Origin of the sequence: Streptomyces glaucus (assembly GCF_039533365.1) — a bacterium.
GTDB lineage: Bacteria > Actinomycetota > Actinomycetes > Streptomycetales > Streptomycetaceae > Streptomyces > Streptomyces glaucus.
The window spans coordinates 1-24978 of the sequence record NZ_BAAATK010000066.1 but is presented as its reverse complement, the minus strand read 5'-3'; the positions used below and the strand labels follow the sequence as shown (position 1 = coordinate 24978).

The following is a 24978-nucleotide window of genomic DNA, read 5'->3' as shown; positions in this document are numbered from 1 at the left end:
GCTGCCCGCCACGTCGATCGCCTGGGGCGCCTGGGACGGCGGCGGCATGGCCACCACGCTCCAGGACGGCGCGCGCACCTCGGGGGCCACGCTCCTCGACCCGGCGCCGGCCCTCACCGCGCTCGCCGAACTCGCCGCCGAGCCGCACCCCGTCACCGTCGTCGCCGACCTGAGGCACCCGGCGTTCCTGCAGGCCCTGTTCAGCCTCCGCCCGTCGCCCGCCCTCGCCGCGCTGCCCGGCGGCCCGGAGGCCCTGCGCGCGGCCCGCACCTCCCGCTCCGCCGGCGAGGAGGCGCGCCACGCCCTGCGGGACCGGCTGCACGCCGCCGGCCCCGGCGAGCGGCTGCCGCTCGTCCTGGACCTGGTGCGCGGCCACGCCGCCGCCGTCCTCGCCCACCCGGACCCCGCCGCCATCCGGCCGGACAAGCCCTTCCAGGACCTCGGCTTCGACTCGCTGACGTCGATGGAACTGCGCACCCGGCTGGCCCGCGCCACCGGCCTGACCCTGCCCGCCGGCCTGCTCTTCGACCACCCGCGGCCCCGCGCCCTCGCCGAGCACCTGCTCGACGCCCTGCTCGGCGAGCCGGGCACCGCGCCCGCGCCGCGGCCGGCCCGCGCCGCCGACGACGAACCCCTCGCGATCGTCGGCATGGCCTGCCGCTTCCCCGGCGACGTCCGCTCCCCGGAAGACCTGTGGGAACTGGTCGCGGGCGGCCGGGACGCCATCGGCCCGTTCCCCGCCGACCGCGGCTGGGACCTCGACGTGCTGGCCGGCTCCGGACGCGGACACAGCGCCACCGCCGAGGGCGGATTCCTGTCCGACGTCGCCGGGTTCGACCCCGAGTTCTTCGGCATCAGCCCCCGCGAGGCGCTCGCCATGGACCCGCAGCAGCGACTGCTGCTCGAAGTGTCCTGGGAGGCCTTCGAACGGGCCGGCATCGACCCGCACACCCTGCGCTCCAGCCGCACCGGCGTCTTCGTCGGCACCAACGGCCAGGACTACGCCGAACTCGTCGCCCGGTCCGCCGAGAACCTGGAGACCCACCTCGGCACCGGCCTCGCGGCCAGCGTCCTGTCCGGCCGCATCGCCTACGTCTTCGGCCTGCAGGGCCCGGCCGCCACCGTCGACACCGCCTGCTCCTCCTCCCTGGTCGCCCTGCACCTGGCCGCGCAGGCGCTGCGCGGCGGCGAGTGCGAACTCGCCCTCGCCAGCGGCGTCACCGTGATGACCAGCTCCTCCAGCTTCTCCGGCTTCACCGCCATGGGCGGCCTCGCCGGCGACGGCCGCTGCAAGGCGTTCTCCGACGACGCCGACGGCACCGGCTGGGCCGAGGGCGCCGGCGTCCTCGTCGTGGAGCGGCTGTCCGACGCGGAACGCCACGGCCACCGCGTCCTCGCCGTCCTCCGCGGCTCCGCCGTCAACCAGGACGGCGCCTCCAACGGGCTCAGCGCCCCCAACGGCCCCGCCCAGCAGCGCGTCATCCGCGCCGCCCTCACCAGCGCCGGACTCACCCCCGCCGACATCGACGCCGTCGAGGCGCACGGCACCGGCACCACGCTCGGCGACCCCATCGAGGCCGAGGCCCTGATGGCCGTCTTCGGCGACGGCGACCGCGCCCACCCGCTGCTGCTCGGCTCGGTGAAGTCCAACATCGGCCACACCCAGGCCGCCGCCGGAGTCGCCGGCGTCATCAAGACCGTCATGGCCCTGCGCCACGGCACCCTGCCGCCCACCCTGCACGTCGGGACACCGTCCTCGCACATCGACTGGTCGGCCGGCCCGGTGGCCCTGCTCGACCGCGCCGTCCCGTGGCCGGAGACCGGGCGGCCGCGCCGGGCCGGCGTGTCCTCGTTCGGCATCAGCGGCACCAACGCCCACGTCGTCCTGGAACAGCCCGCCCCCGCGCCCGACGGCACCGACCGGCCCGCCCCCGGGGAAGCGGCCGGCCGGCCGCTGCCGTGGGTGCTGTCCGCCCGCACCCCCGCCGCGCTGCGCGACCAGGCCGCCGCGCTCGCCGCCCGCGTCACCGGCGACCCCGATCTCGACCCGGCCGACGTCGCCCGCTCCCTCGCCACCACGCGCGCCGTGTTCGAGCACCGCGCGGTCGTCGTCGGCACCGGCCGCGACGCCCTGCTCGCCGGGCTCGGCGCGCTGGCCGCCGGCGACGCGCCGGCCGACGGCGTGGTGCGCGGCCTCGCCGACACCGAGGGCCGCACCGTCTTCGTCTTCCCCGGGCAGGGCGCGCAGTGGACCGGCATGGGCGCCCGGCTCCTGGCGGAGTCCCCGGTGTTCGCCGCGCGCATCGCCGAATGCGCCGCCGCCCTCGCCGAGTTCACCGACTGGTCGCTCACCGACGTCCTGCGCGGCGCCGACGACGCCCCCGGCCTCGACCGCGTCGACGTCGTCCAGCCCGCCACCTGGGCGGTCATGGTGGCGCTCGCCGCGCTGTGGGAGGCGCACGGCGTCACGCCCGACGCCGTCGTCGGCCACTCCCAGGGCGAGATCGCCGCCGCCGTCGTCGCCGGGGCGCTCTCCCTGGCCGACGGCGCCCGCGTCGTCGCGCTGCGCAGCCGGGCCATCGCCCGCCGGCTCGCCGGACGCGGCGGCATGATCGCGGTCCCGCTGCCCGCCGCCGAGGTCGAACCCCGGCTCGCCGGCCGGGACGGCCGGCTGTCGCTGGCCGCGGTCAACGCCCCCGACGCCGTCGTCGTCAGCGGCGACGCCGAAGCCCTCGACGAGCTCCTCGCCCGGCTCACCGCCGAAGGCGTCCGCGCCCGCCGCATCGCCGTCGACTACGCCTCGCACTCCGCGCACGTCACCGACCTGCGCGACGACCTCCTCACCGGCCTCGCCCCCGTCGCCCCGCGCACCCCGCGGATCCCGCTGCTGTCCACCGTCACCGGCGAACGCCTCGACACCGCCGCGACGGACGCCGCGTACTGGTACCGCAACCTGCGGCAGACCGTGCGGTTCGCCGACGCGGTGCGCGCCCTGCTCGACCAGGGCTTCACCACGTTCGTCGAGTGCGGCCCGCACCCCGTGCTCACCGGGGCGGTCCAGTCCTGCGCCGAGCGGGCCGAGGTCCGGGCCGTCGCCGTCGGCACCCTGCGGCGCGACGAGGACGGCACCGACCGCGTGCTGACCTCCCTCGCCGAGGCGTTCGTGCGCGGCGCCCCCGTCGACTGGGCGGCCCAGGGCGCCTTCGGCGCCGCCCGGATCGTCGACCTGCCCACCTACGCCTTCCAGCGGCAGCGGTACTGGCCCAGCGCCGCCGTGACCACCGACGTCACGGGCGCCGGCCTGGACCCGACCGGGCACCCGCTGCTCGGCGCCGCCGTGACCGTCGCCGACTCCGGCGACCTGGTCCTCACCGGCACCCTGTCCCTGTCCGCCCAGCCCTGGCTCGGCCAGCACCGGGTCTCCGGCGCCGTCTTCTTCCCCGGCACCGGATTCCTCGAACTCGCCGTCCGGGCCGGCGACGCCGCCGGCTGCGGCCGGGTCGACGAACTCACCGTCGCCGCCCCGCTCGTCCTGCCCGAACGCGGCGCCGTCCAGGTGCAGGTACGGGTCGACGCCCCCGACGAGGAGGGCCGGCGCGGCATCCGCTTCCACTCCCGTCCGGCCCGCGGCGACGCCCCCTGGCACCTGCACGCCACCGGCGTCCTCTCCCGCGACCCGGACGCCCCGGCCCCGCTCGACACCACCGTGTGGCCGCCCGCCGGCGCCACCGAGGTCGACGTCACCGACCTCTACCGGCGCTACGCCCGCGCCGGCCTCGACTACGGGCCCGCCTTCCAGGGCCTGCGCGGCGTGTGGCGGCTCGACGGCGCCGCCTACGCCGAGGTCGTCCTGCCCGGCCCGGCCGGCACCACCCAGGGCCTCGGCCTGCACCCGGCGCTCCTGGACGCCGTCCTGCACGCCGGCGTCCACGCGGGCGAGGAGAACCACGAGCGGATGCTGCCGTTCAGCTGGCAGGGCGTCACCCTGCACGCCTCCGGCGCCACCGTGCTGCGCGCCCGCCTCGTCCGCACCGGCCCCGACACCCTCGCCATCGCCGCCACCGACGTCGAGGGCGGCCCGGTCGTCACCGTCGACGCCCTCACCCTGCGCGCCGGAACCGAACAGGCCGCCACCCCGGCGGGCGACCCGCGCGACGCCCTGCTGCACCTGGCGTGGGAGCCCGCCCCGGACGGCCTCGCCGCGCCCGCCGGCGCCCGCTGGGCCGTCGTCGGCGACGACGCCCACGGCCTCGGCCAGGCCCTCGCCCTCGCGGGGGAGACCGTCGCCGCCTACGCCGGGACCTTCGCCGCCGCCGTCGGCGCGGACGGCGAGGGCGGGCCCGTCCCGCACGGCTTCCTCGTCTCCGTCACCGGCGGCGAGGGACCCGGCGCGGTCCACGACACCGTCAACCGCACGCTGGGGCTGCTGCAGGAGTGGCTCGCCGACGAACGGCTCGACCGCTCCCGGCTGCTGCTCGTCACCCGCGGCGCCGCCGCCCCGGACGGCGGCGACGTCACCGACCCGGCGGCGGCCGCCGTCTGGGGCCTGGTCCGCTCCGCCCAGTCGGAGAACCCGGGCCGCTTCGTCCTCGTCGACCTCGACGACGCGGAGACCTCCGCCACGGTCCTGCCCGCCCTGCTCGTCGCCGAGGAGGAGCAGTGGGCGGTCCGCGACGGCCGGCCGTACGCCCCCCGGCTCGCCCGCACCGCGCCCGGCGACGCGGCCGCGCCCGGCGTCGCCGGCTGGAACCCGGACGGCACCGTCCTGATCACCGGCGGCACCGGCGGCCTCGGCGGCGAACTCGCCCGGCACCTGGTGACCCGGCACGGCGTGCGCCGCCTGCTGCTGGTCTCCCGCAGCGGCGACGCCGCGCCCGGCGCCGCCGACCTGCGCGCCGAACTCGCCGCCGCCGGCGCCTCGGTGACCGTCGCGGCCTGCGACGTGACCGACGCCGACGCCGTCGACGCGCTGCTGGCCGCGGTGCCCGCCGCGCACCCGCTGACCGCGGTCGTGCACACCGCGGGCACCCTCGACGACGGCGTGCTGCCCTCGCTCACCCCCGAACGGGTCTCCGCCGTGCTGCGGCCCAAGGCCGACGGCGCCTGGCACCTGCACCGGGCCACCCGGGACGGCGACCTCGCGGCGTTCGTCCTGTACTCCTCGGTCTCCGGCGTCCTCGGCAGCCAGGCCCAGGCCGGCTACGCCGCCGCCAACGCCTACCTGGACGCCCTCGCCGCCCACCGGCACGCGCTCGGCCTGCCCGCGACCTCCCTGTCGTGGGGCTTCTGGGCCCGCCGCACCGGCATGACCGCCCAGCTCACCGAGACCGACCTGCAGCGCATGGAACGCTCCGGAACGCCGCCGCTCGACCTGGAGTCCGGGCACGCCCTGTTCGACGCCGCGCTCACCCGGCACGAAGCCCACCTCGTGCCGCTGCGGATCGACCGGACGCGTTCCGGCGGCGACGTGCCGCCGCTGCTGCGCGGCCTGCTGGGCGGCGCCCGGCGCACCGCCGCCACCGCCACCCGGTCCCTCGCCACGCTCCGCGACCGGCTCGCCCGCCTCGCCCCCGACGCGCAGGAGAAGGCGCTGACCGACCTGATCGCGGAGACCTCCGCGGTCCTGCTCGGCCGGCGCGAGGAGGGCCCGGTCGACCCGCACCGCGAGTTCCTCACCCTGGGCTTCGACTCGCTCATCGCCCTGGAGCTGCGCAACCGGCTCGGCGAGGCGCTCGGCCTGCGGGTGCCGACCTCCGCGGTCTTCGACCACCGCACCCCGGCCCGGCTCGCCCGGTGGCTCCAGGGCCAGCTGGCCGCGCTCGGCAACCGCGCGGCGGCCGGCCCCGGCACCCTCACCGCGGCCGCCCGGGAGAGCGCCCCGGACTCCGTGGTCGACCTGTTCTTCGACACCGTCCGCAACGGCAAGACGCTGGAGGCCATGCGGCTGCTGATGGCCGTCGCCGCGACCCGCCCCCAGGTCGAGCTGACCGCCGAGGTGCCGGAGCTGCCGCAGCCCGTCACCCTCGCCGAGGGCCCGGCGCTGCCCAGGCTGATCTGCGTGAGCGCGCCCGGCGCCACCGGCGGCGTGCACCAGTACGCGCGCATGGCGGCACCGTTCCGCGGCAGCCGGCACGTCAGCGCGCTGCCGCTGCTCGGCTTCGCCGAGGGCGAGGCGCTGCCCGCCGACAGCGAGGTGGCGGTGCGGCTGATCGCCGAGAGCGCGCTGCTGGCCAGCGAGGGCGAGCCGTTCGTCCTCGTCGGCTACTCCATGGGCGGCACCTTCGCCTACCGGGCGGCCGGCGTGCTGGAGGAGACCTGGGGCATCCGCCCCGAGGGCGTCGTCATGCTGGACACGCTCAGCCTGGAGTACAAGGCGGGCGAGGGCGTCGACTGGGACCTGTTCCACGAGAACTACCTGGCCGACATCGACAGGCCGGCCGTGAGGCTCGACAGCGCCCGGCTGTCGGCGATGGCCCAGTGGTTCCTGCGCATGACCACCGGCGGCGCCGAACGGTACAAGACCGGCGTGCCGAGCCTGCTGATCCGCTGCACGGCCTCCCTGCCGGGAGTGCACCGCGGCGCCGACGAGGCACCGCCGGTGCCCGCGCACACCACCCGCATGATCGACGCCACCCACCAGACCCTCATCGCCGACAGGGCCCACGAGACGGCCCGGATCATGGAGGAGTGGCTGCGCGCCCTGGAGGCCGGGGAACCGTGACCACGCGGTGACGCCGAGGAGTTCGCGGGACGGGAGGGCGGCGACCCCGCGGTGCCGTCCGGGCTCCCGCGCGGTGCCGGGGCGGCCCGGAGCCGGCCCCGTGGAGCCGCACCCGGCCCTGCCCGCCGTCCGCCCCGGGGCGGACGGCGGGCAGGGCCGTCGCGCCGCGTGGGCGCGGGGCGGCGGCGTCAGGCGCGGGTGGGGGAGGCCCCCGGGTCTCCGGGGCCGCGGGTCCGCGGACCCGCGCGCCGGACCCGTGCCCCGGGCCGGGCCGTCGGCCCGGCCCGGGGAGCCGTCGTCCCGCCCGCACGGTCGTGACCTGCGGAAGGACGCGGGCCTCACGGGGCGCAGGGCTCACGGGGCGCAGATCTAAGGAAAACCGAGACCGGCCCGGCCTACCTTCCACGAGCGGTCTCGCTGAATTCCCGAACCATCGGAGGCGGTGCGGCATGACGATCCTGTCCGGTCTGGAGTTCCTCGACGTCCACGACCCGGTCGCCGCCGAGCCGGTGGCGATCGTCGCCATGGCCTGCCGACTGCCCGGCGGGATCACCGACCCCGAGGGACTGTGGGAGCTGCTCCTCGCCGGCCGGGACGCCACCGGGCCGCTGCCCGCCGACCGCGGCTGGGACGAGGCCCTCCTGAGCGGCCCCGACGGCTCCGCGGTGCCCCGCCGCGGCGGCTTCCTCGACGGCGTCGCCGACTTCGACGCCGGATTCTTCGGGCTCTCGCCCCGCGAGGCGCTCGCCACCGACCCCCAGCAGCGGCTGCTGCTGGAGACCGCCTGGGAGGCCGTCGAACGGGCCGGCATCGACCCGCTGTCCCTGCGCTCCACCCGCACCGGCGTCTACGTCGGCGTCAGCGGCGAGGACTACGCCCTGCTCACCGCGCGCGCCGCCGAGGACACCGCCGCCCACGCCGTCACCGGCACCGCGCCCGGCGTCGCCTCCGGCCGCCTCGCCCACGCCCTCGGACTGCGCGGCCCCGCCCTCACCGTCGACACCGCGTCGTCCTCCTCGCTGACCGCCCTGCACTGCGCGGTCCGCGCCCTGCGCGCCGGGGAGTGCACGCTGGCCCTGGCCGGCGGCGCCAACGTGCTGTCCACGCCGCGCAGCCTCGTCGGCCACGCCCGGCAGGGCGGCCTCGCCCCCGACGGCCGCTGCAAGCCGTTCTCCGCCGACGCCGACGGCACCGCCTGGGCCGAGGGCGCGGGCGTCCTCGTCCTGGAACGCCTCCGCGACGCCCGCGGCAACGGCCACCCCGTCCTCGCCGTCGTCCGCGGCACCGCCGTCAACTCCGACGGCGCCACCGACCGGCTGACCACCCCGAGCGGCGCCGCCCAGCGCGACCTGATCGCCCGCGCCCTGGAGGACGCCGGCCTCGCCCCCGGCGACGTCGACGCCGTCGAGGCGCACGGCACCGGCACCCGGGTCGGCGACCCCGTCGAGGCCGGCGCCCTGCTCGCCGCGTACGGGCACGAGCGCGACCACCCCCTGCTCATCGGCTCCGTGAAATCCAACCTGGGGCACGCCCAGGCCGCCGCCGGCGTCACCGGCGTCATCAAGACCGTGCTGGCGCTGCGGCACGGCGTCCTGCCCGCCACCCTGCACGTGTCCGAGCCCACCGGCGCCGTCGACTGGTCGGCCGGCGCGGCCCGGCTGCTGCGCGAGACCACCGACTGGCCCGCCACCGACAGGCCGCGCCGCGCCGCCGTCTCCTCCTTCGGCATCGGCGGCAGCAACGCGCACGTCGTCCTGGAACAGGCGCCGCCCGACCCGGTACCGGCCGAGGAGCCCGGCAGCGCCCCGCGCGTCGTGCCCTGGGTGGTCTCCGCGCGGTCCGCGAACGCCCTCGACGCCGCCGTCGCACGACTGCGCGCGCTGGACCACGCCGACGACCGCGCCCGCACCGACATCGCCCACTCGCTGGCCACCGGCCGCGCCACCGCCCTGCCGCACCGCACCGTCCTGCTGGCCTCCGCCGACGGCACCCCCACCGTCGCCCGCTGCGTCGCCGAACCCGGCCCCTCGGCCGCGCTGTTCGCCGGACACGGCACCGGCCACCACGCCCAGGCCCGCGCGCTCGCCGCCTGCTTCCCGGTGTTCGCCCGCGCCCTGGAATCGGTGCGGGACGCGTTCGACGGACTGCTGCCCGGCCCGCTGCCCGCCCTCCACGACGCGGACCCCGGCACGCCCGGCACCGCCGAACCCCTGCTGTTCGCGCACCAGATCGCCCTCCACCGGCTCCTGGAGTCCCTCGGCCGGACCCCCGCCTACGTCGCCGGGCACGGGCTCGGCGAGGTGGCCGCCGCCCACGTCGCCGGCGTGCTGTCCCTGCCCGACGCCTGCCGCCTCGTCGCCGCCCGCGTCCGGCTGGCCGGGCGGCTCGCGCCCGCCGCCGCCGTCGCCGTCCACGCCACCGAGGCCGAGGCGGCGCCGCTGCTCACCGGACGCGTGGCCGTGGCCGCCGTCGACGGCCCCGACCGCATCGTGCTCTGCGGGGCCGCCGCGGAGGTCGCCCGCGTCGCCGGTGCCCTCGCGGCCGAGGGACGCGCCACCGCCCCGCTGCCCGCGCCGCACGGCCTGCACTCCCCGCTCGTCGCCGACGCGCTCGACGACTACCGCGCGACCGTGGCCCGCCTCGAACCGCGCCCGCCGCGCGTCCCGCTCGTCTCCACCGTCACCGGCACCCTCGTCACCGGCGCCGACCTCGCCTCGCCCGGCCACTGGATCCGGCACGTCCGCGGCACCGTCCGGTTCGCCGACGCCGTCACCGCGCTGCGCGACGCCGGCGTGCGCACCTTCCTGGAGATCGGGCCCGACGCCGCCCTGACCGCCCGCACCGGCGACCTGTTCACCGGCACCGGCACGGTCACCGTCGCCGCCCAGCGCCCCGGCACCGACCCCGAGACGGCCCTGCTCACCGCGCTCGCCCGGCTCCACGTCACCGGCAGCGACGTGCACTGGCCCGCCCTGTTCACCGGCACCGGCGCCCGCCGCACCGAGCTGCCCACCTACCCCTTCCAGCGCGAACGCCACTGGCCCACCCCGTCCGGCCCGGCCCCGGCCCCGGCCCCGGTCCCGGTCCGGGACGCCGCCGACCCGGCCGCGCTGCGCGCCCTCACCGGCCCCCGCCGGGTCCGCGCCCTGCTCGCCCTGGTGCGGGCCGAGGCCGCCGCCGCCCTCGGCCACGCCGACCCCGAACGCGTCGACCCCCGCCTCGCCCTGCGCGCCTGCGGCCTCGACTCCTACGCCGAGACCGAGCTGCGCGCCCGCCTCGGCCGCGCCACCGGCCTGGACCTGCCCGCCACCCTGTTCTACGACGAGCCCACCCCGGCCGCGCTCGCCGCGCGGCTCGCCGAGCGGCTCGACGAGCCGCCGCGGGCCCTGCCCGAATGGCCCGCCGGGTTCGAGCAGGCCCTGCGCGCCCTGCCCGGGGACCATCCCGCGCGCCGCCGCGCGGTGCACCGGCTCCAGGCCTTGCTCGCCGACCTCGAGCCCCGCGCCCCGCGCCCCGCACCGGGCCCCCGGCCCGGCGGCGGCCGGCGCGCGGCGGACGCCGACATCGCCGCCGCGCCCGTCGACCGGCTCCTGGACCTCATCGACGAGGAGTTCCCGGTCCGCTGACCGCCGCCCCCGCCCCGCCGACCACCTCCGCATCCGCCGACGCGATGGGACGTCTCCCGTGCAGGAAGAGCAGCAGGACACAGTCGTCGACTACCTCCGACGGGTCACGGCGGAGCTGCGCCGCGCCCACCGGCGCATCGAGGAACTCGAGGCGCGGCGCGCCCCCGGAGCCACCGCCGCCGACCCCGTCGCCGTCGTCGGCATGGGCTGCCGCCTGCCCGGAGGCGTCGCCTCGCCCGAGGACCTGTGGCGGCTCGTCGACACCGGCGGCGACGCCGTCACCGGTTTCCCCGCCGACCGCGGCTGGGACCTGACCGCGCTGGCGGCCGGGAGCACCGCGCGCGGCGGCGGCTTCCTCACCGGCGCCGACGCCTTCGACGCGGACTTCTTCGGCATCTCGCCGCGCGAGGCCGCCGCGATGGACCCGCAGCAGCGGCTGTTCCTCGAGGTCGCCTGGGAGGCCCTGGAACACGCCGGCATCGACCCGCTGTCCCTGCGCGGCAGCCGCACCGGCGTCTACGCGGGCACCTACCGGTGGGACTCCGGCCGGCCCGGCCCCGGCGACGGCGCGGGCCACGCCATGACCGGCACCGCCTCCAGCGTCCTGTCCGGCCGCCTCGCCTACGTCCTCGGCCTGGAAGGCCCCGCCCTCACCGTCGACACCGCCTGCTCCTCCTCCCTGGTCGCCCTGCACACCGCCGTCCGGGCGCTGCGCGCCGGCGAGTGCGACCTGGCCGTCGTCGGCGGCGTCACCGTGCTGTCCGACCCGGCGGTCTTCACCGAGTTCTCCCGCCAGGGCGGCCTCGCCCCCGACGGCCGCTGCAAGGCCTTCTCCGCCGCCGCCGACGGCACCGGCTGGGCCGAGGGCGTCGCCGTCCTCGTCGTCGAGCGGCTGTCCGACGCCCGGCGCGACGGACACCCCGTGCTGGCCGTCGTCCGCGGCACGGCCGTCAACTCCGACGGCGCCTCCAACGGCCTGACCGCCCCCAGCGGCCGCGCCCAGCAGCAGGTCATCCGCCAGGCCCTGGCCGACGCCGGGCTCACCCCGGCCGACGTCGACGCGGTCGAGGCGCACGGCACCGGCACCCGCCTCGGCGACCCCGTCGAGGCGGCCGCGCTGCTCGCCACCTACGGCCAGGACCGCGAACGCCCGCTGCTGCTCGGCTCGCTGAAGTCCAACATCGGTCACACCCAGGCCGCCGCGGGCGTCGCCGGCGTCATCAAGACGGTGCAGGCGATGCGGTACGGCCGGCTGCCGCGCACCCTGCACGCCGACGAGCCCACCGGCGCCGTGGACTGGACGGCCGGCCGCGTCGAGCTGCTCCGGGAGGCCGCCGACTGGCCCGGCACCGGCCGCCCCCGGCGGGCCGCCGTGTCCGCGTTCGGGATCAGCGGCACCAACGCCCACGTCGTCCTGGAGGAGGCGCCCGAGCCCGCCGCCCCGCCGGCCGGCGCCGCCCCGCTGCCCGTGCGGGCGGTGCCCTGGCCGGTGTCCGCCCGCAGCGCCGACGCCCTCGCCGACCAGCTGGCCCGGGTCCGCGCCGGGGCCGCCGGGCACGACCCGCTCGACGTCGGCCACTCGCTCGCCGCCGGACGGTCCTCCTTCGAGCACCGGGCCGTGCTCCTCGGCTCCGCCGACGGCGCCCCGCCGCTCGCCGAGGCGGTCGCCGGCGACGCGCCGCCGGTCGCCGTGCTGTTCTCCGGGCAGGGCAGTCAGCGCCTCGGCATGGGACGTGACCTCGCCGCCCGTTTCCCGGTGTTCGCCGCCGCGCTCGACGAGGCGCTCGCCGCGCTCGACCCGCGGGTGCGCCCGGTGATGTGGGGCGAGGACGAACAGCTGCTGCGCCGCACGGAGTTCGCGCAGCCCGCGCTGTTCGCCGTCGAGGTCGCCCTGTACCGGCTCGTCGTCTCCTGGGGGGTGCGCCCCGAGTACCTGATGGGCCACTCGGTCGGCGAGATCGCCGCCGCCCACGTCGCCGGCGTGCTGTCCCTGGCCGACGCCGGCCGGCTGGTGTCCGCGCGGGCCCGGCTGATGCAGGAGCTGCCCGCGGGCGGCGCGATGGCCGCCGTCGAGGCGAGCGAGGACGAGGTGCGGCCCTGGCTCACCGACGGCGTCGTCCTCGGCGCGGTCAACGGGCCGCGCTCGGTGGTGCTGTCCGGGCCCGGCGAGGCCGTCCGGGCCGTCGCGGAGCGCCTGGCGCGGGCCGGGCACCGCACCGCGCGCCTGCGGGTCGGCCACGCCTTCCACTCGCCGCTGATGGAGCCCGCCCTCGGCCCGTTCCGCGCGGCCGTCGCCGGCCTGTCCTTCGGCGAGCCCGCGCTGCCCGTCGTCTCCGACGTGACCGGACGGCTCGCCGGGCCCGGCGACCTGACCACCCCCGAATACTGGGCTCGGCACCTGCGCGAGACGGTCCGCTTCGCCGACGGCGTACGCACCCTCGCGGACCAGGGCGTCGGCGCCTGGCTGGAGATCGGCCCCGGCGGCGTCCTCGCCGCGCTCGCCGGGCAGATCCTGCCGCCGGGCACCGTCGTCGCCTCGCTGCTGCACGGCGGTCCCGACGAGGAGCACTCCGCGGTCACGGCCCTGGCCCGGCTGTACGCGCACGGCGTCCCGGTCGACTGGACGGCCCTGTTCGCCGGCACCGGCGCCGAGCGGGTCGAGCTGCCCACCTACCCGTTCCGCCGCACCCGTTTCCCGCTGCGCCGCGCCGCCGCCGACGGCACCGGGCAGGCCGGGGACGCGGGGGACACGGACGTGTGGGCGGCGCTGGACCGCGCCGAACCCGCCGCGCTCGCCGGCCGTCTCGGCGTCCCGGAGGACGCCGTCCGCTCCGTCGTCCCGGCCCTGCTGTCCTGGCGGTCCCGGCACCGCGCCCGCGCCGCCCTGGACGCCCTGCGCCACCGCGAGCAGTGGCGGCCCCGCACCTTCCCGGGCCCCGCCGCGGTGACGGGCGGGTGGCTCCTGCTGCTGCCCGCCCACGACGACCCCTGGGCCAAGGCCCTGACCGACGCCCTCGGACCGGCGGCCCGGGCCGTCCGCTGCCCCGCCGGCGCGGACCGGGCCGCGCTCGCCGCGCTGCTGCGGGACGCGGCGGGCGACACCCCCCTGTCCGGCGTGCTCTGCCTCACCGCCCTCGGCGCCCCGGACGGGACCGCCGGAGCCGCCGAAACCACCGAGGCCACCGAAGCCGTCGGGGCCGGCGGAGCCACCAGGACCGCCGGGGCCGCCGAAGCCCTCGGAGCCGCCCGCCCCGACGTGCCGGCCGCGCTGCCGGCCGTTCTCGCGGCCGTGCAGGCCACCGGCGACGCCGGGCTGCGCGCACCCCTGTGGTGCGTGACCCGCGACGCCGTGGCCGCCGTCGGCGGCGACCGCGCGCAGAGCCTCGACGGGGCCGCCGTGTGGGGGCTGGGCCGGGTCGCCGCCCGCGAGGTCCCCGACCGCTGGGGCGGCCTGCTCGACCTGCCCGCCGACGCGCCCCGGCCGCACACCGTGGCCACCGCGCTCGCCGTCCTCGCCGCGCCCGGCGACGTGGACGGCGTGGCCGTCCGCGCCCCCGGCGCCCTGGTGCGCAGGCTCGTGCCCGCGCCCCGGCACGAGCCCCGGGCGGCCGGGGAAGCGCCCGGCTGGCGCCCCGCCGGCACCACCCTCGTCACGGGCGGCACCGGCGGACTCGGCGCCCACGTCGCCCGGCGCCTGGCCCGGGAGGGCGCCGAACGCCTGCTGCTGGTCTCCCGGCGCGGACCGGACGCCCCCGGCGCGGCCGGGCTGCGCCGCGAACTGGCCGCGGCCGGCTGCGAGGTGGACATCGCCGCCTGCGACGTCGCCGACCGCGCCGCCCTCGCCGCCCTGCTCGACGCGATCCCCGCCGACCGTCCGCTGACCGCCGTCGTGCACGCCGCCGGCGTCCTCGACGACGGCGTCCTGGACCGTCTCACCCCCGAGCGGTTCGCCGCCGTGTTCCGCGCCAAGGCCACCGGCGCCCGGAACCTGGACGAGCTGACCCGGGGCCACGACCTGTCCGCGTTCGTGCTGTTCTCCTCGGTGTCCGGCGCGCTCGGCAACCCCGGACAGGCCAACTACGCGGCGGCCAACACCGTCCTCGACGCCCTCGCCGCCCGCCGCCGCGCCGCCGGACTGCCCGCCGTGTCGATCGCCTGGGCGGCCTGGCGCGGCACCGGCATGGCCGCCGGCCTCGACGACGCCCGGGCGGAGCGGTCCGGGCTCGGCGGGCTCGACCCCGACCTCGCCCTGACCGCCCTGCTGGAGGCCACCGCCGAACCCGCCCCCGCCCTGCTGGTGGCCGACCTCGCGCCGCCGGCCGCCGCCCTGCGCTCCGGCGCCCGCCGCAGCCCGCTGCTCGACGGCCACCCCGCCGCGCCGGCCGCCGACGACCGCCGCGCCCCCGCCACCCCCCTCGCCGACCGGCTGCGCACCGCCCCGGCCACCGAGCACGCCGCACTCGTCCTGGACGCGGTGCGCACCGAGGCCGCCGCCGCGCTCGGCCACCGCCGGACCGCCGCCGTCCCGCCCGACCGGGCGTTCCGCGCCTGCGGGTTCGACTCCCTCACCGCCGTCGACCTGCGCAACCGGCTCGTCGCCGCCACCGGCCTGCCGCTGACCGCCGGCGTGGTCTTCGACCACCCCACCCCGCGCGGCCTCGCCACGCACCTGCTGACCGCCCTGACCGGCACCGGCGAGGACACCGCGCCGGCCCTCCCGGCCGCCCCCCGCGCCGGGGCCGGCGACGACGACCCCGTCGTCGTCGTCGGCATGGCCTGCCGGCTGCCCGGCGGCGCCGACTCGCCGCAACGCCTGTGGGACCTCCTCGTCGAGGAGCGGGACGCCATCGGGCCGTTCCCCGCCGACCGCGGCTGGGACCTCGGCGAGTTCACCGACAACACGGACGGCGGCCGCCGCCTCGAAGGCGGATTCCTGTACGACGCCGCCGACTTCGACGCCGGCTTCTTCGGGATCTCCCCGCGCGAGGCCGTCACCATGGACCCGCAGCAGCGGCTGCTGCTGGAAACCGCCTGGGAGGCCCTGGAACGCTCCGGCATCGACCCGCACACCCTGCGCTCCAGCCGCACCGGCGTGTTCGTCGGCAGCAACGGCCAGGACTACGCGCACGTCGTCGCCGGCTCCGCCGAGCGCACCGAGAGCCACGCCGCGACCGGTCTGGCCGCCAGCGCCCTGTCCGGCCGCGTCGCCTACACCCTCGGCCTGCGGGGCCCCGCGGTCACCGTGGACACCGCCTGCTCCGCCTCCCTGGTCGCCCTGCACCAGGCGGTCCGCGCGGTCCGCGCCGGAGAGTGCGCGCTCGCCCTGGCCGGCGGCGTCACCGTGATGACCGACTCCGCGAGCTTCGCCCGCATCCAGCGGCTCGGCGCCATCGCCGCGGACGGCCGCTCCAAGGCGTTCTCCGACGACGCCGACGGCACCGGCTACTCCGAGGGCGTCGCCCTCCTCGTCGTCGAACGGCTCAGCGAGGCCCGCCGCCGGGGCCACCGCGTCCGGGCCGTGATCCGCGGCTCGGCCGTGAACCAGGACGGCGCCTCCAACGGCCTGACCGCGCCCAACGGCCCCGCCCAGCAGCACGTCATCCGCCAGGCCCTGGCCGACGCCGGGCTCACCCCGGCCGACGTCGACGCGGTCGAGGCGCACGGCACCGGCACCCGCCTCGGCGACCCCATCGAGGCGGGCGCGCTGCTCGCCACCTACGGCGCCGGCCGGCCCGCCGACCGCCCCCTGTGGCTCGGCTCCCTGAAGTCCAACATCGGCCACACCCAGGCCGCGGCGGGCGCGGCCGGCGTCATCAAGACGGTGCTGGCCCTGGAGCACGGCGTCCTGCCGCGCACCCTGCACGCCGACACCCCCTCCACCCGCGTCGACTGGTCCTCGGGCGCCGTGCGCCTGCTCCAGGAACCCCGGGACTGGCCGGACACCGGCCGCCCCCGGCGGGCCGCCGTCTCCGCCTTCGGCATCAGCGGCACCAACGCCCACCTGGTGCTGGAGGAGGCCCCGCGCACGGCCCCGGCGGAACCGGCCGCCGGCACACCGGCGGACCACGCCCCGCGCCCCCTCGACACCCCCGCCGTCCCGCTGCCCCTCTCCGCCCGCTCCGCCCCCGCGCTGGCGCACCAGGCGGCCCGCGTCGGCGAGCCGGCCGCCGACCGCCCCGCCGCCGCCGGCTGGGCCCTGGCCACCACCCGCTCGGCGTTCGAGCACCGCGCGGTCGTCGTCGGCGCCGGCCGTGCGGAACTGCTCGGCGGGCTCGGCGCGCTGGCCGCCGGCGAGGCGCACCCGGCCGTCGTGCGCGGGACCGCCGTCGACACCGGCGCGGGACCGGTGTTCGTCTTCCCCGGGCAGGGCTCCCAGTGGTGGGGCATGGGCCGGGAACTCCTCGCCGCGTCACCGGTGTTCCGCGCCGCCGTCGGCGACTGCGCCGACGCGCTCGCCCCGTACGTCGACTGGTCCCTGACCGACCTGCTCGCCGGGGACGGCGACGACCCGGAGCTGCTGCACCGGGCGGACGTGGTCCAGCCCGCGCTGTTCTCGACGATGGTCGCGCTGACCGCCCTGTGGCGCTCGTACGGCGTCGAACCGGCCGCCGTCGTCGGCCACTCCCAGGGAGAGATCGCCGCGGCGCACGTGGCGGGCGCGTTCCCGCTGGAGGAGGCGGCCCGGCTGGTGGCGCTGCGCGGCCGGACCATGCTGAAACTGGCCGGCCTCGGCGGACTGATGTCCGTCCTCGCCCCCGCCGACCGGGTCGCCCCCCTGCTGGCGGCCTGGCCCGGACGGATCTCCCTCGCCGTCCTCAACGGCCCCGCGTCCGTCGTGGTCTCCGGCGACCGCGCGGCGCTGGACGAACTGCGCGCGCTCTGCGCGCAGCAGGGCATCAGGACCAGGCACGTGCAGTCCGACATCGCCGGGCACGGCCCGCAGACCGAGGCGGTGAAGGACGAACTGCTCACCGCGCTCGGCACGCTGCGGCCGCGCCCCGCGCGCGTCCCGTTCTACTCCACCGTCACCGGCGCCCGCCTGGACACCACCGGGCTGACCGCCGACTACTGGTACCGCAACCTGCGGCAGACCGTGCGCATGGAGCAGGCCACGCGGTCCCTGCTGGCGGCCGGGCACCGCGTGTTCGTCGAGAGCAGCCCGCACCCGGTGCTGGGCGGGGCGATCGGCGAGACCGGCGAGGCGGCCGGGGCCGGGGACACCGTCGTCCTCGGCTCCCTGCGCCGCTCCGCGGGCGGCCCCCGGGACTTCCTGCACGCGGTGGCCGCCGCCTGGACGGCCGGGCTGCCCGTCGACTGGCGCCCCTGCTTCCCCGCCGAGGACCGCGCCGCGCCCCCCGTCGAACTGCCCACCTACCCCTTCCAGCGCCGCCGCCACTGGCCCACCCCCGACCGGACGCCCACCCGCGCCGCCGACGGCGACGACAGCGCCTTCTGGGAACTGGTCGACCGCGGCGACGCCGGCCCGCTCGCCGCCGAGACCGGCGCGGACCGCGCGGAGCTGGCCGCCGTCCTGCCCGCGCTGGCCGGCTGGCGCCGCCGGGCCCGGCAGCGCTCCCGCGCCGCCTCCTGGTGCTACGAGGACGCCTGGCAGCCGCTGCCGGAACCCGCCCCGGCCCCGGACGCCCGCCGGGTCGTCGTCGTGCCGCGGACGCACGCCGCCGACCCGTGGACGGCGGCCGTCGTGGCCGCCCTGGGCGCCGGCACGGCCCGCGTCGACGTCGACCCGGCCACCGCCGACCGCGCGGCCCTGGCCGGACGGCTCGCCGGGCACCTGACCGGCGCCGCCCTGGTCGTCTCCCTGCTGGGCCTGGCCGAGGACCCGCACGACGGCCGTCACCCGGCCGTGCCCGCCGGGCTGGCCGCGACCGTCGCCCTGGTGCAGGCCCTCACCGACCTGCCCGGCACGCCCGGCGGGGCGACCCTGTGGTGCGTGACGCGCAGCGCCGTCGCCGCCGTCCCCGGCGACCCGGTGCGCCATCCGGTGCAGGGCGCCCTGTGGGGCCTGGGCCGGGTCGTCGCCCTCGAACAGCCCGCGCTGTGGGGCGGACTGGCCGACCTGCCCGACACCGTCGACCCCCGCACCGCCGCCCTCCTCGACGGCCTGCTCACCCCGCACACCGCCGAGGACCAGGTCGCCCTCCGCCCCTCCGGCGCCTTCGCCCGCCGTCTCGTCCCGGCCGCGCCGCCCGCCGCGGCGCCCTCCTGGCGCACCGGCGGCACCGCCCTGATCACCGGCGGCACCGGCGCCCTGGGCGCCCGGCTCGCCCACTGGGCCGTAGCGCGCGGCGCCCGGCACGTCCTGCTGCTCAGCCGCCGCGGCCCCGACGCCCCGGGCGCCGGCCCGCTGCGCAAGGAGCTGGAGAACCTGGGCGCCCGGGTCACCGTGGCGGCCTGCGACACCGCCGACCGCGACGCGCTCGCCGCCCGGCTCGCCGCCGTACCGGCCGAGTTCCCGCTCACCACGGTGATCCACGCGGCCGGGGTCGCGGACGGGGACAGCGAGACCGCCGCCCTCACCCCGGACCGGCTCGACGCGCTGCTGCGCGGCAAGCTGCTGGGCGCCCGCCACCTCCACGACCTCACCGCGGACCTGGACCTGGACGCGTTCGTGCTGTTCTCCTCCGGCGCCGCCTCCTGGGGCAGCGGCGGCCAGCCCGCCTACGCCGCCGCCAACGCCTTCCTCGACGCGCTCGCCCGGCACCGCCGCGCCGCCGGACTGCCCGCCACCTGCGTCGCCTGGGGCGCCTGGGGGGAGACCGGCATGGCCACCGAGCCCGCCCGCGCCGCCGGGCTCGCCCGCCGCGGCGTCCGGCCCATGGACCCCGACACCGCGCTGGCCGCGCTGCACCGGATCCTCGACGAGGACCGCACCGCCATGACCGTCACCGCGACGGACTGGGACAGGTTCCTGCCGGCCTTCACCGCCGCCCGGCCCAGCCCCCTCCTGTCCGCCCTCCCCGAGGCCCGGCCCGCGCAGGACGGCCCCGCCGCCGACGACTCCGCCGCGCCCGCCCTGCGCGACCGGCTCGCCGACCTGCCCGACGTCGAACGCGCCCGGCTGCTGCTGCACCTCGTCCGCACCGAGGCCGCCGCCACCCTCGGCCACCCCGGCGCCGACGCCGTACCCGCCGACCGGCCCCTGCGCGACCTCGGGTTCGACTCGGTCAGCGCCGTCGACCTGCGCAACCGGCTCAAGGCCGCCACCGGCCTGGCGCTGCCCGCGACCCTCGTCTTCGACCACCCCACCGCCACCGCCCTCGCCGACCGCCTCAGGGCCGGGCTGTTCCCCGGCGCCCCGGCCGGCGCCGACGGCACCGACGGCACCGACGATCCGGACGCGGAGATCCGCGCGGCCCTCGCCGCCGTCCCGCCCGCCCGGCTGCGCAAGGCCGGACTGCTCGACCTGGTGCTGCGCCTCGCCGACGGCGACCCGGCCGCCGACCCGTCCCCCGGACCCCGGCCCGGCGGACCCGACGACCCCGACGGCCCGCCCGACCTGGACGCCCTCGACGGCGAGAGCCTGCTGCGGCTCGCGGCCGAAACCACCGGACGACCCACCGGGGAATGACGTCCGCCCCACCCCCAGGACGCGCCCGCCCGACCCGAGAGAGCCCGCGTTGAACACACCCAACCCCTACATCGAGGCGCTGCGGACCTCCCTCAAGGAGAACGAGCGACTGCGCCGGCAGAACCGGCAGCTGATCTCCGCGGCCGTGGAGCCGGTCGCGATCGTCGGCATGGGCTGCCGCCTGCCCGGCGGCGTGACCTCGCCCGAGGAGCTGTGGCAGCTGGTCGTCGACGGGCGGGACGCCATCACCGACTTCCCCGCCGACCGCGGCTGGGACCTGGCCCGCCTGGCCGGTGACGGGCCCGGCCGCAGCCGCACCCTGCGCGGCGGCTTCCTCGACGCGATGACCGAGTTCGACGCCGCGTTCTTCGGCATCTCCCCCCGCGAGGCCCTCGCCATGGACCCGCAGCAGCGGCTGCTGCTGGAGACCGCCTGGGAGGCCCTGGAACGCGCCGGCATCGCCCCCACCGCGCTGCGGGGCAGCCGCACCGGCGTCTTCGCCGGCACCACCATCCAGGACTACGGCCGCGTCGTCGCCGACGCCCGCGAGGACATGGAGATCTACGCCACCACCGGACACGCCGCCGGTGTCCTGTCCGGGCGCATCTCCTACGTCCTCGGCCTGGAAGGGCCCGCCGTCACCGTCGACACCGGCTGCTCCTCCTCCCTGGTCGCCCTGCACTGGGCCGTGCAGTCGCTGCGCTCCGGCGAGTCCACCCTGGCCCTGGCCTGCGGCGTCACCGTGATGTGCACACCGGGCACCTTCGTCTCCTTCACCGCCCAGGGCGGCCTGGCCGCCGACGGGCGGTGCAAGCCGTTCTCCGCCGCCGCCGACGGAGTGGGCTGGAGCGAGGGCGCCGGCGTCCTCGTCCTCGAACGCCTCAGCGACGCCCGGCGCAACGGCCACCCCGTCCTCGCCGTGGTCCGCGGCACCGCCCTCAACCAGGACGGCGCCTCCAACGGGCTCAGCGCCCCCAACGGCCCCGCCCAGCAGCGCGTCATCCGCGCCGCGCTCGACAACGCCGGACTCACCCCCGACCAGATCGACGCCGTGGAGGCGCACGGCACCGGCACCCGCCTCGGCGACCCCATCGAGGCCCAGGCCCTCATCGCCGCCTACGGCCAGAACCGTGACCGGCCCCTGCTGCTCGGCTCGGTGAAGTCGAACATCGGCCACACCCAGGGCGCGGCCGGCGTCGCCGGCGTCATCAAGACCGTGCTGGCGTTGCGGCACGGGCTGCTGCCGCGCAGCCTGCACGCCGAGACCCCCACCCCGAACGTCGACTGGAGCGCCGGCTCCGTCCGCCTGCTCACCGCCCCCACCCCCTGGCCGGACACCGGCCGGCCGCGCCGCGCCGGCGTGTCCTCCTTCGGCATCAGCGGCACCAACGCCCACGTCGTCCTCGAACAGGCACCCCCCGCCGACGCCCCCGACGCCCCCCGCCGCACCCCCGCGGTGACGCCCTGGCCGGTCTCCGCCCGCACCGCCACCGCGCTCGACACCCAGACCGCCCGCCTCACCGCCGCCGCCCGCGGCCTGGACCCGCTCGATGTCGGCCACTCGCTCGCCACCGGCCGCGGCCACCTCGAACACCGCGCGGTCCTGCTGCCCCACGACGGCCGGGTGCGGGAACTGGCCCGCGGCGTCGCCGCCGAGGGCGGCCTCGCGGTCCTCTTCACCGGCCAGGGCGCCCAGCGCCCCGGCATGGGACGGGAGCTGTACGACCGCTTCCCCGTCTTCGCCGAAGCCCTCGACGAACTCCTCGGCCACCTCGACCCCGCCCTGCGCGCGGTGATGTGGGGCGACGACGAGGCGGCCCTGAACCGCACCGAGTACGCCCAGCCCGCGCTCTTCGCCGTCGAGACCGCCCTGTACCGGCTCGCCGCCTCCCTCGGCGTGCGCCCCGGCTTCGTCGCCGGCCACTCCGTCGGCGAGATCACCGCCGCCCACGTCGCCGGCGTGCTCTCCGCCGAGGACGCCTGCGCCCTCGTCACCGCCCGCGGACGCCTCATGCAGGCCCTGCCCCCGGGCGGCGCCATGATCGCCGTCCAGGCCTCCGAGGACCGGGTACGGCCCCTGCTCGGCGACGGCGTCGCCCTCGCCGCCGTCAACGGCCCGCACGCGGTGGTCCTCTCCGGCGCCGAGGACGCCGTACGCGCCGCGGCCGACGAGCTGCGCGCCGCGGGCCACCGCACCCACCGGCTCGCGGTGTCGCACGCCTTCCACTCGCCGCTGATGGACCCCGTGCTCGACGACTTCCGCGAGGCCGTCGCCGGGCTCGCCTTCCACGAGCCGCGGCTGCCCGTGGTCTCCACCGTCACCGGCCGCACCGCCACCGCCCGCGAACTCGGCGACCCCGAACACTGGGTGCGGCACGCCGTGGCCACCGTGCGGTTCGCCGACGCCGTACGCACCCTCGCCGACCAGGGCGTGCGCGCCCACCTCGAAGCCGGCCCGGACGCGGTGCTGGCCGCCCTCGTCGCCGAGGCCGCCCCGGCCCACCCGGACGGCCCGCCCGTCGCCGTGCCCCTGCTGCGGGCCGGCCGCCCCGAGGAGGAGTCCCTCGTCGCCGGGCTGGCCCGGCTGCACACCGCGAGCGCCGCCGGCACCGTCGACTGGGCCGCCCTCTACGCCGGCACCGGGGCCCGCCGCACCGACCTGCCGACCACCGTGTTCGAACGGCGCCGCTACTGGCCCACCGGCACCGGCCGCGTCCGCGACGCCGCCGGCCTCGGCCTCGCCGCCGCCGGCCACCCCCTGCTCGGCGCCGCCGTGGACCTCGCCGACGGCCAGGGCACCGTCCTGACCGGACGCCTGGCCCCCGCCCAGCAGCCGTGGCTCGCCCAGCACCGGGTCCACGGCCGCGTCCTCGTCCCCGGCACCGCCTTCCTCGAACTGGTCCTGCGCGCCGCCGACGAGGCCGGCTGCGACCACGTCCACGACCTGACCCTGACGGCCCCGCTGGAACTCCACGAACACGACGCCGTACGGATCCAGGTCCGCGTCGGCGCCCCGGACGCCGACGGCCGCCGCACCGTCACCGTCCACTCCCGGCCCGACGGCGCCGGCCCGGACACGCCGTGGACCGACCACGCCCGCGGCCACCTCGGCACGGGCAGCCCCGCCGAGCCCTCCGCCGACACCACCGCGTGGCCGCCGCCCGGCGCCGAACCCGTCGACCTCACCGACTGCTACCCCCGCCTGGAACACCTCGGCTTCGCCTACGGCCCCGTCTTCCAGGGCCTGCGGGCCGCCTGGCGCCGCGGCACCGAACTGTTCACCGAGGCCGAGCTGCCCCGCGAGGCGCACGCCGACGCGGCGGCCTTCCTGCTCCACCCGGCGCTGTCCGACGCCGCCCAGCACGCCGCCTCGCACGGCGACCTCGGCACCCTCAGCGAAGGCGGACTGCCGTTCTCCTGGGAGGGCGTGTCCCTGCACACCGCCGGCGCCACCACGCTCCGCACCCGCCTGGCCCGCCGCGCCGACGACACCGTCACCCTCCACGCCACCGACCCGACGGGCCGGCCGGTGCTGACCGTCGACGCCTTCACCACCCGCCCCGCCGCCGACGCCCCGGCCGCGACGCCGCCCGACGCGCTGTTCGCCGTGGAGTGGACCCCGGTCGAGGAACCGCCACCGGCCCCCCGCCACGCGGTCGCCGTCGTCGGCCCGGACACCGACGACCTCGCCGAGGCACTGCGCACCGCGGGCGCCACCGTCACCACCCACCCCGACCTCGCGGCACTCGACGAGGCACCCCCGCTGGTCCTCACCCGCCTCGCCCCCGCCGACGACACGCTGCCCCGCGCCCTGCGCGCCACCACCGCGCACGCCCTCCACCTCGTCCACCAGTGGCTGGCCGACCCCCGCCGCACCGCCTCACGCCTGGTCGTGGCCACCCCCGCCACCGGAGACCTCGCGGCCGCCGCCGCCCGCGGACTGCTGCGCACCGCGCACACCGAGCACCCCGACCGCCTCACCGTCCTCCACCTCGACGCCCCGGCCGACGGCGCCCTCCTGCACCGCGCGCTGCACACCCCCGAACCCGAACTCCGCCTCACCCCGGCGGGCCTGCACGCCCCCCGCCTGACCAGAACCCCCCGCACCGGGCGCCCTGCCGCCTGGGACACCTCCGGCACCGTCCTCGTCACCGGCGGCACCGGCGGCCTGGGCGCGGTCGTGGCACGGCACCTGGTGACCCGGCACGGCGCGCACGACCTGCTGCTGATCTCCCGCCGCGGCCCCGACGCACCCGGCGCCGACCGGCTCGCCGCGGAACTGACCGACCTCGGCGCCCGCCCCCGCGTCGTCGCCTGCGACGTGTCCGACCGCGCGGCCCTGGCCCGGCTCCTCGACGGCGAGCGGATCTCCGCCGTCGTCCACACCGCCGGCGTCATCGACGACGGCCTCGTCGGCAACCTCACCCCGGAGCGGCTGGACACCGTCCTGGCACCGAAGGCCGACGCCGCCTGGCACCTGCACGAACTCCTCCCGGACACCGGCACGTTCGTCCTGTTCTCCTCGGCGTCCGGCACCCTCGGCACGGCGGGACAGGCCAACTACGCCGCCGCCAACGCCTTCCTCGACGCCCTCGCCGACCACCGCAGCGCCCTCGGCCTGCCCGCCCTCTCACTGGCCTGGGGCCCCTGGGACGTCCCCGGCAGCGGCATGACCGGCCACCTGACCGACGTCGACCGCGCCCGCCTGGCCCGCTCCGGCTTCCCCTTCCTCACACCCGAGGAGGGCCTGGCCCTCCTGGACACGGCCCTCGCCGCCGGGCCCCCGGCCCTGCTCCCGATCCGCCTCGACCCGACCGCGCTGCGCGCCCGCGACGACCTTCCCGCAGCACTGCGGAGCCTGGCGCGCACACCGGACACGCCGGCGCGGCGGACACGGCCCACGACGCCGACGACCGCGCCGACGACCGACACCGGCCTCACCGGCCGACTGGCCGCCCTGGACCCCACCGAACGCCACGCCGCACTGCTCGGCCTGGTCCGCGCCCGCGCCGCCGCCGTCCTCGGCCACGAGGACCCGGAGG

At 78.7% G+C, this 24978-nt stretch carries 2 protein-coding genes and 2 pseudogenes; all 4 read left to right on the top strand.

Annotated features, from left to right (window positions below; all coding sequences use genetic code 11):
* Nucleotides 1-337: 337 nt before the first annotated feature.
* Nucleotides 338-6721, top strand: a pseudogene (locus ABD363_RS29700) (SDR family NAD(P)-dependent oxidoreductase); the annotation flags it as partial.
* 503 nt (nucleotides 6722-7224) lie between these two features.
* Nucleotides 7225-10347: pseudogene (locus ABD363_RS29695) on the top strand (type I polyketide synthase); the annotation flags it as partial.
* 58 nt (nucleotides 10348-10405) lie between these two features.
* Complete coding sequence (locus ABD363_RS29690; protein WP_344609135.1) at nucleotides 10406-19936, top strand: type I polyketide synthase; 9531 nt, start codon at nucleotides 10406-10408, stop codon at nucleotides 19934-19936.
* Nucleotides 19937-19985: 49 nt separating this feature from the next.
* The coding region (locus tag ABD363_RS29685; RefSeq protein WP_344609133.1) for a type I polyketide synthase at nucleotides 19986-24978 on the top strand (4993 nt) is incomplete at its 3' end.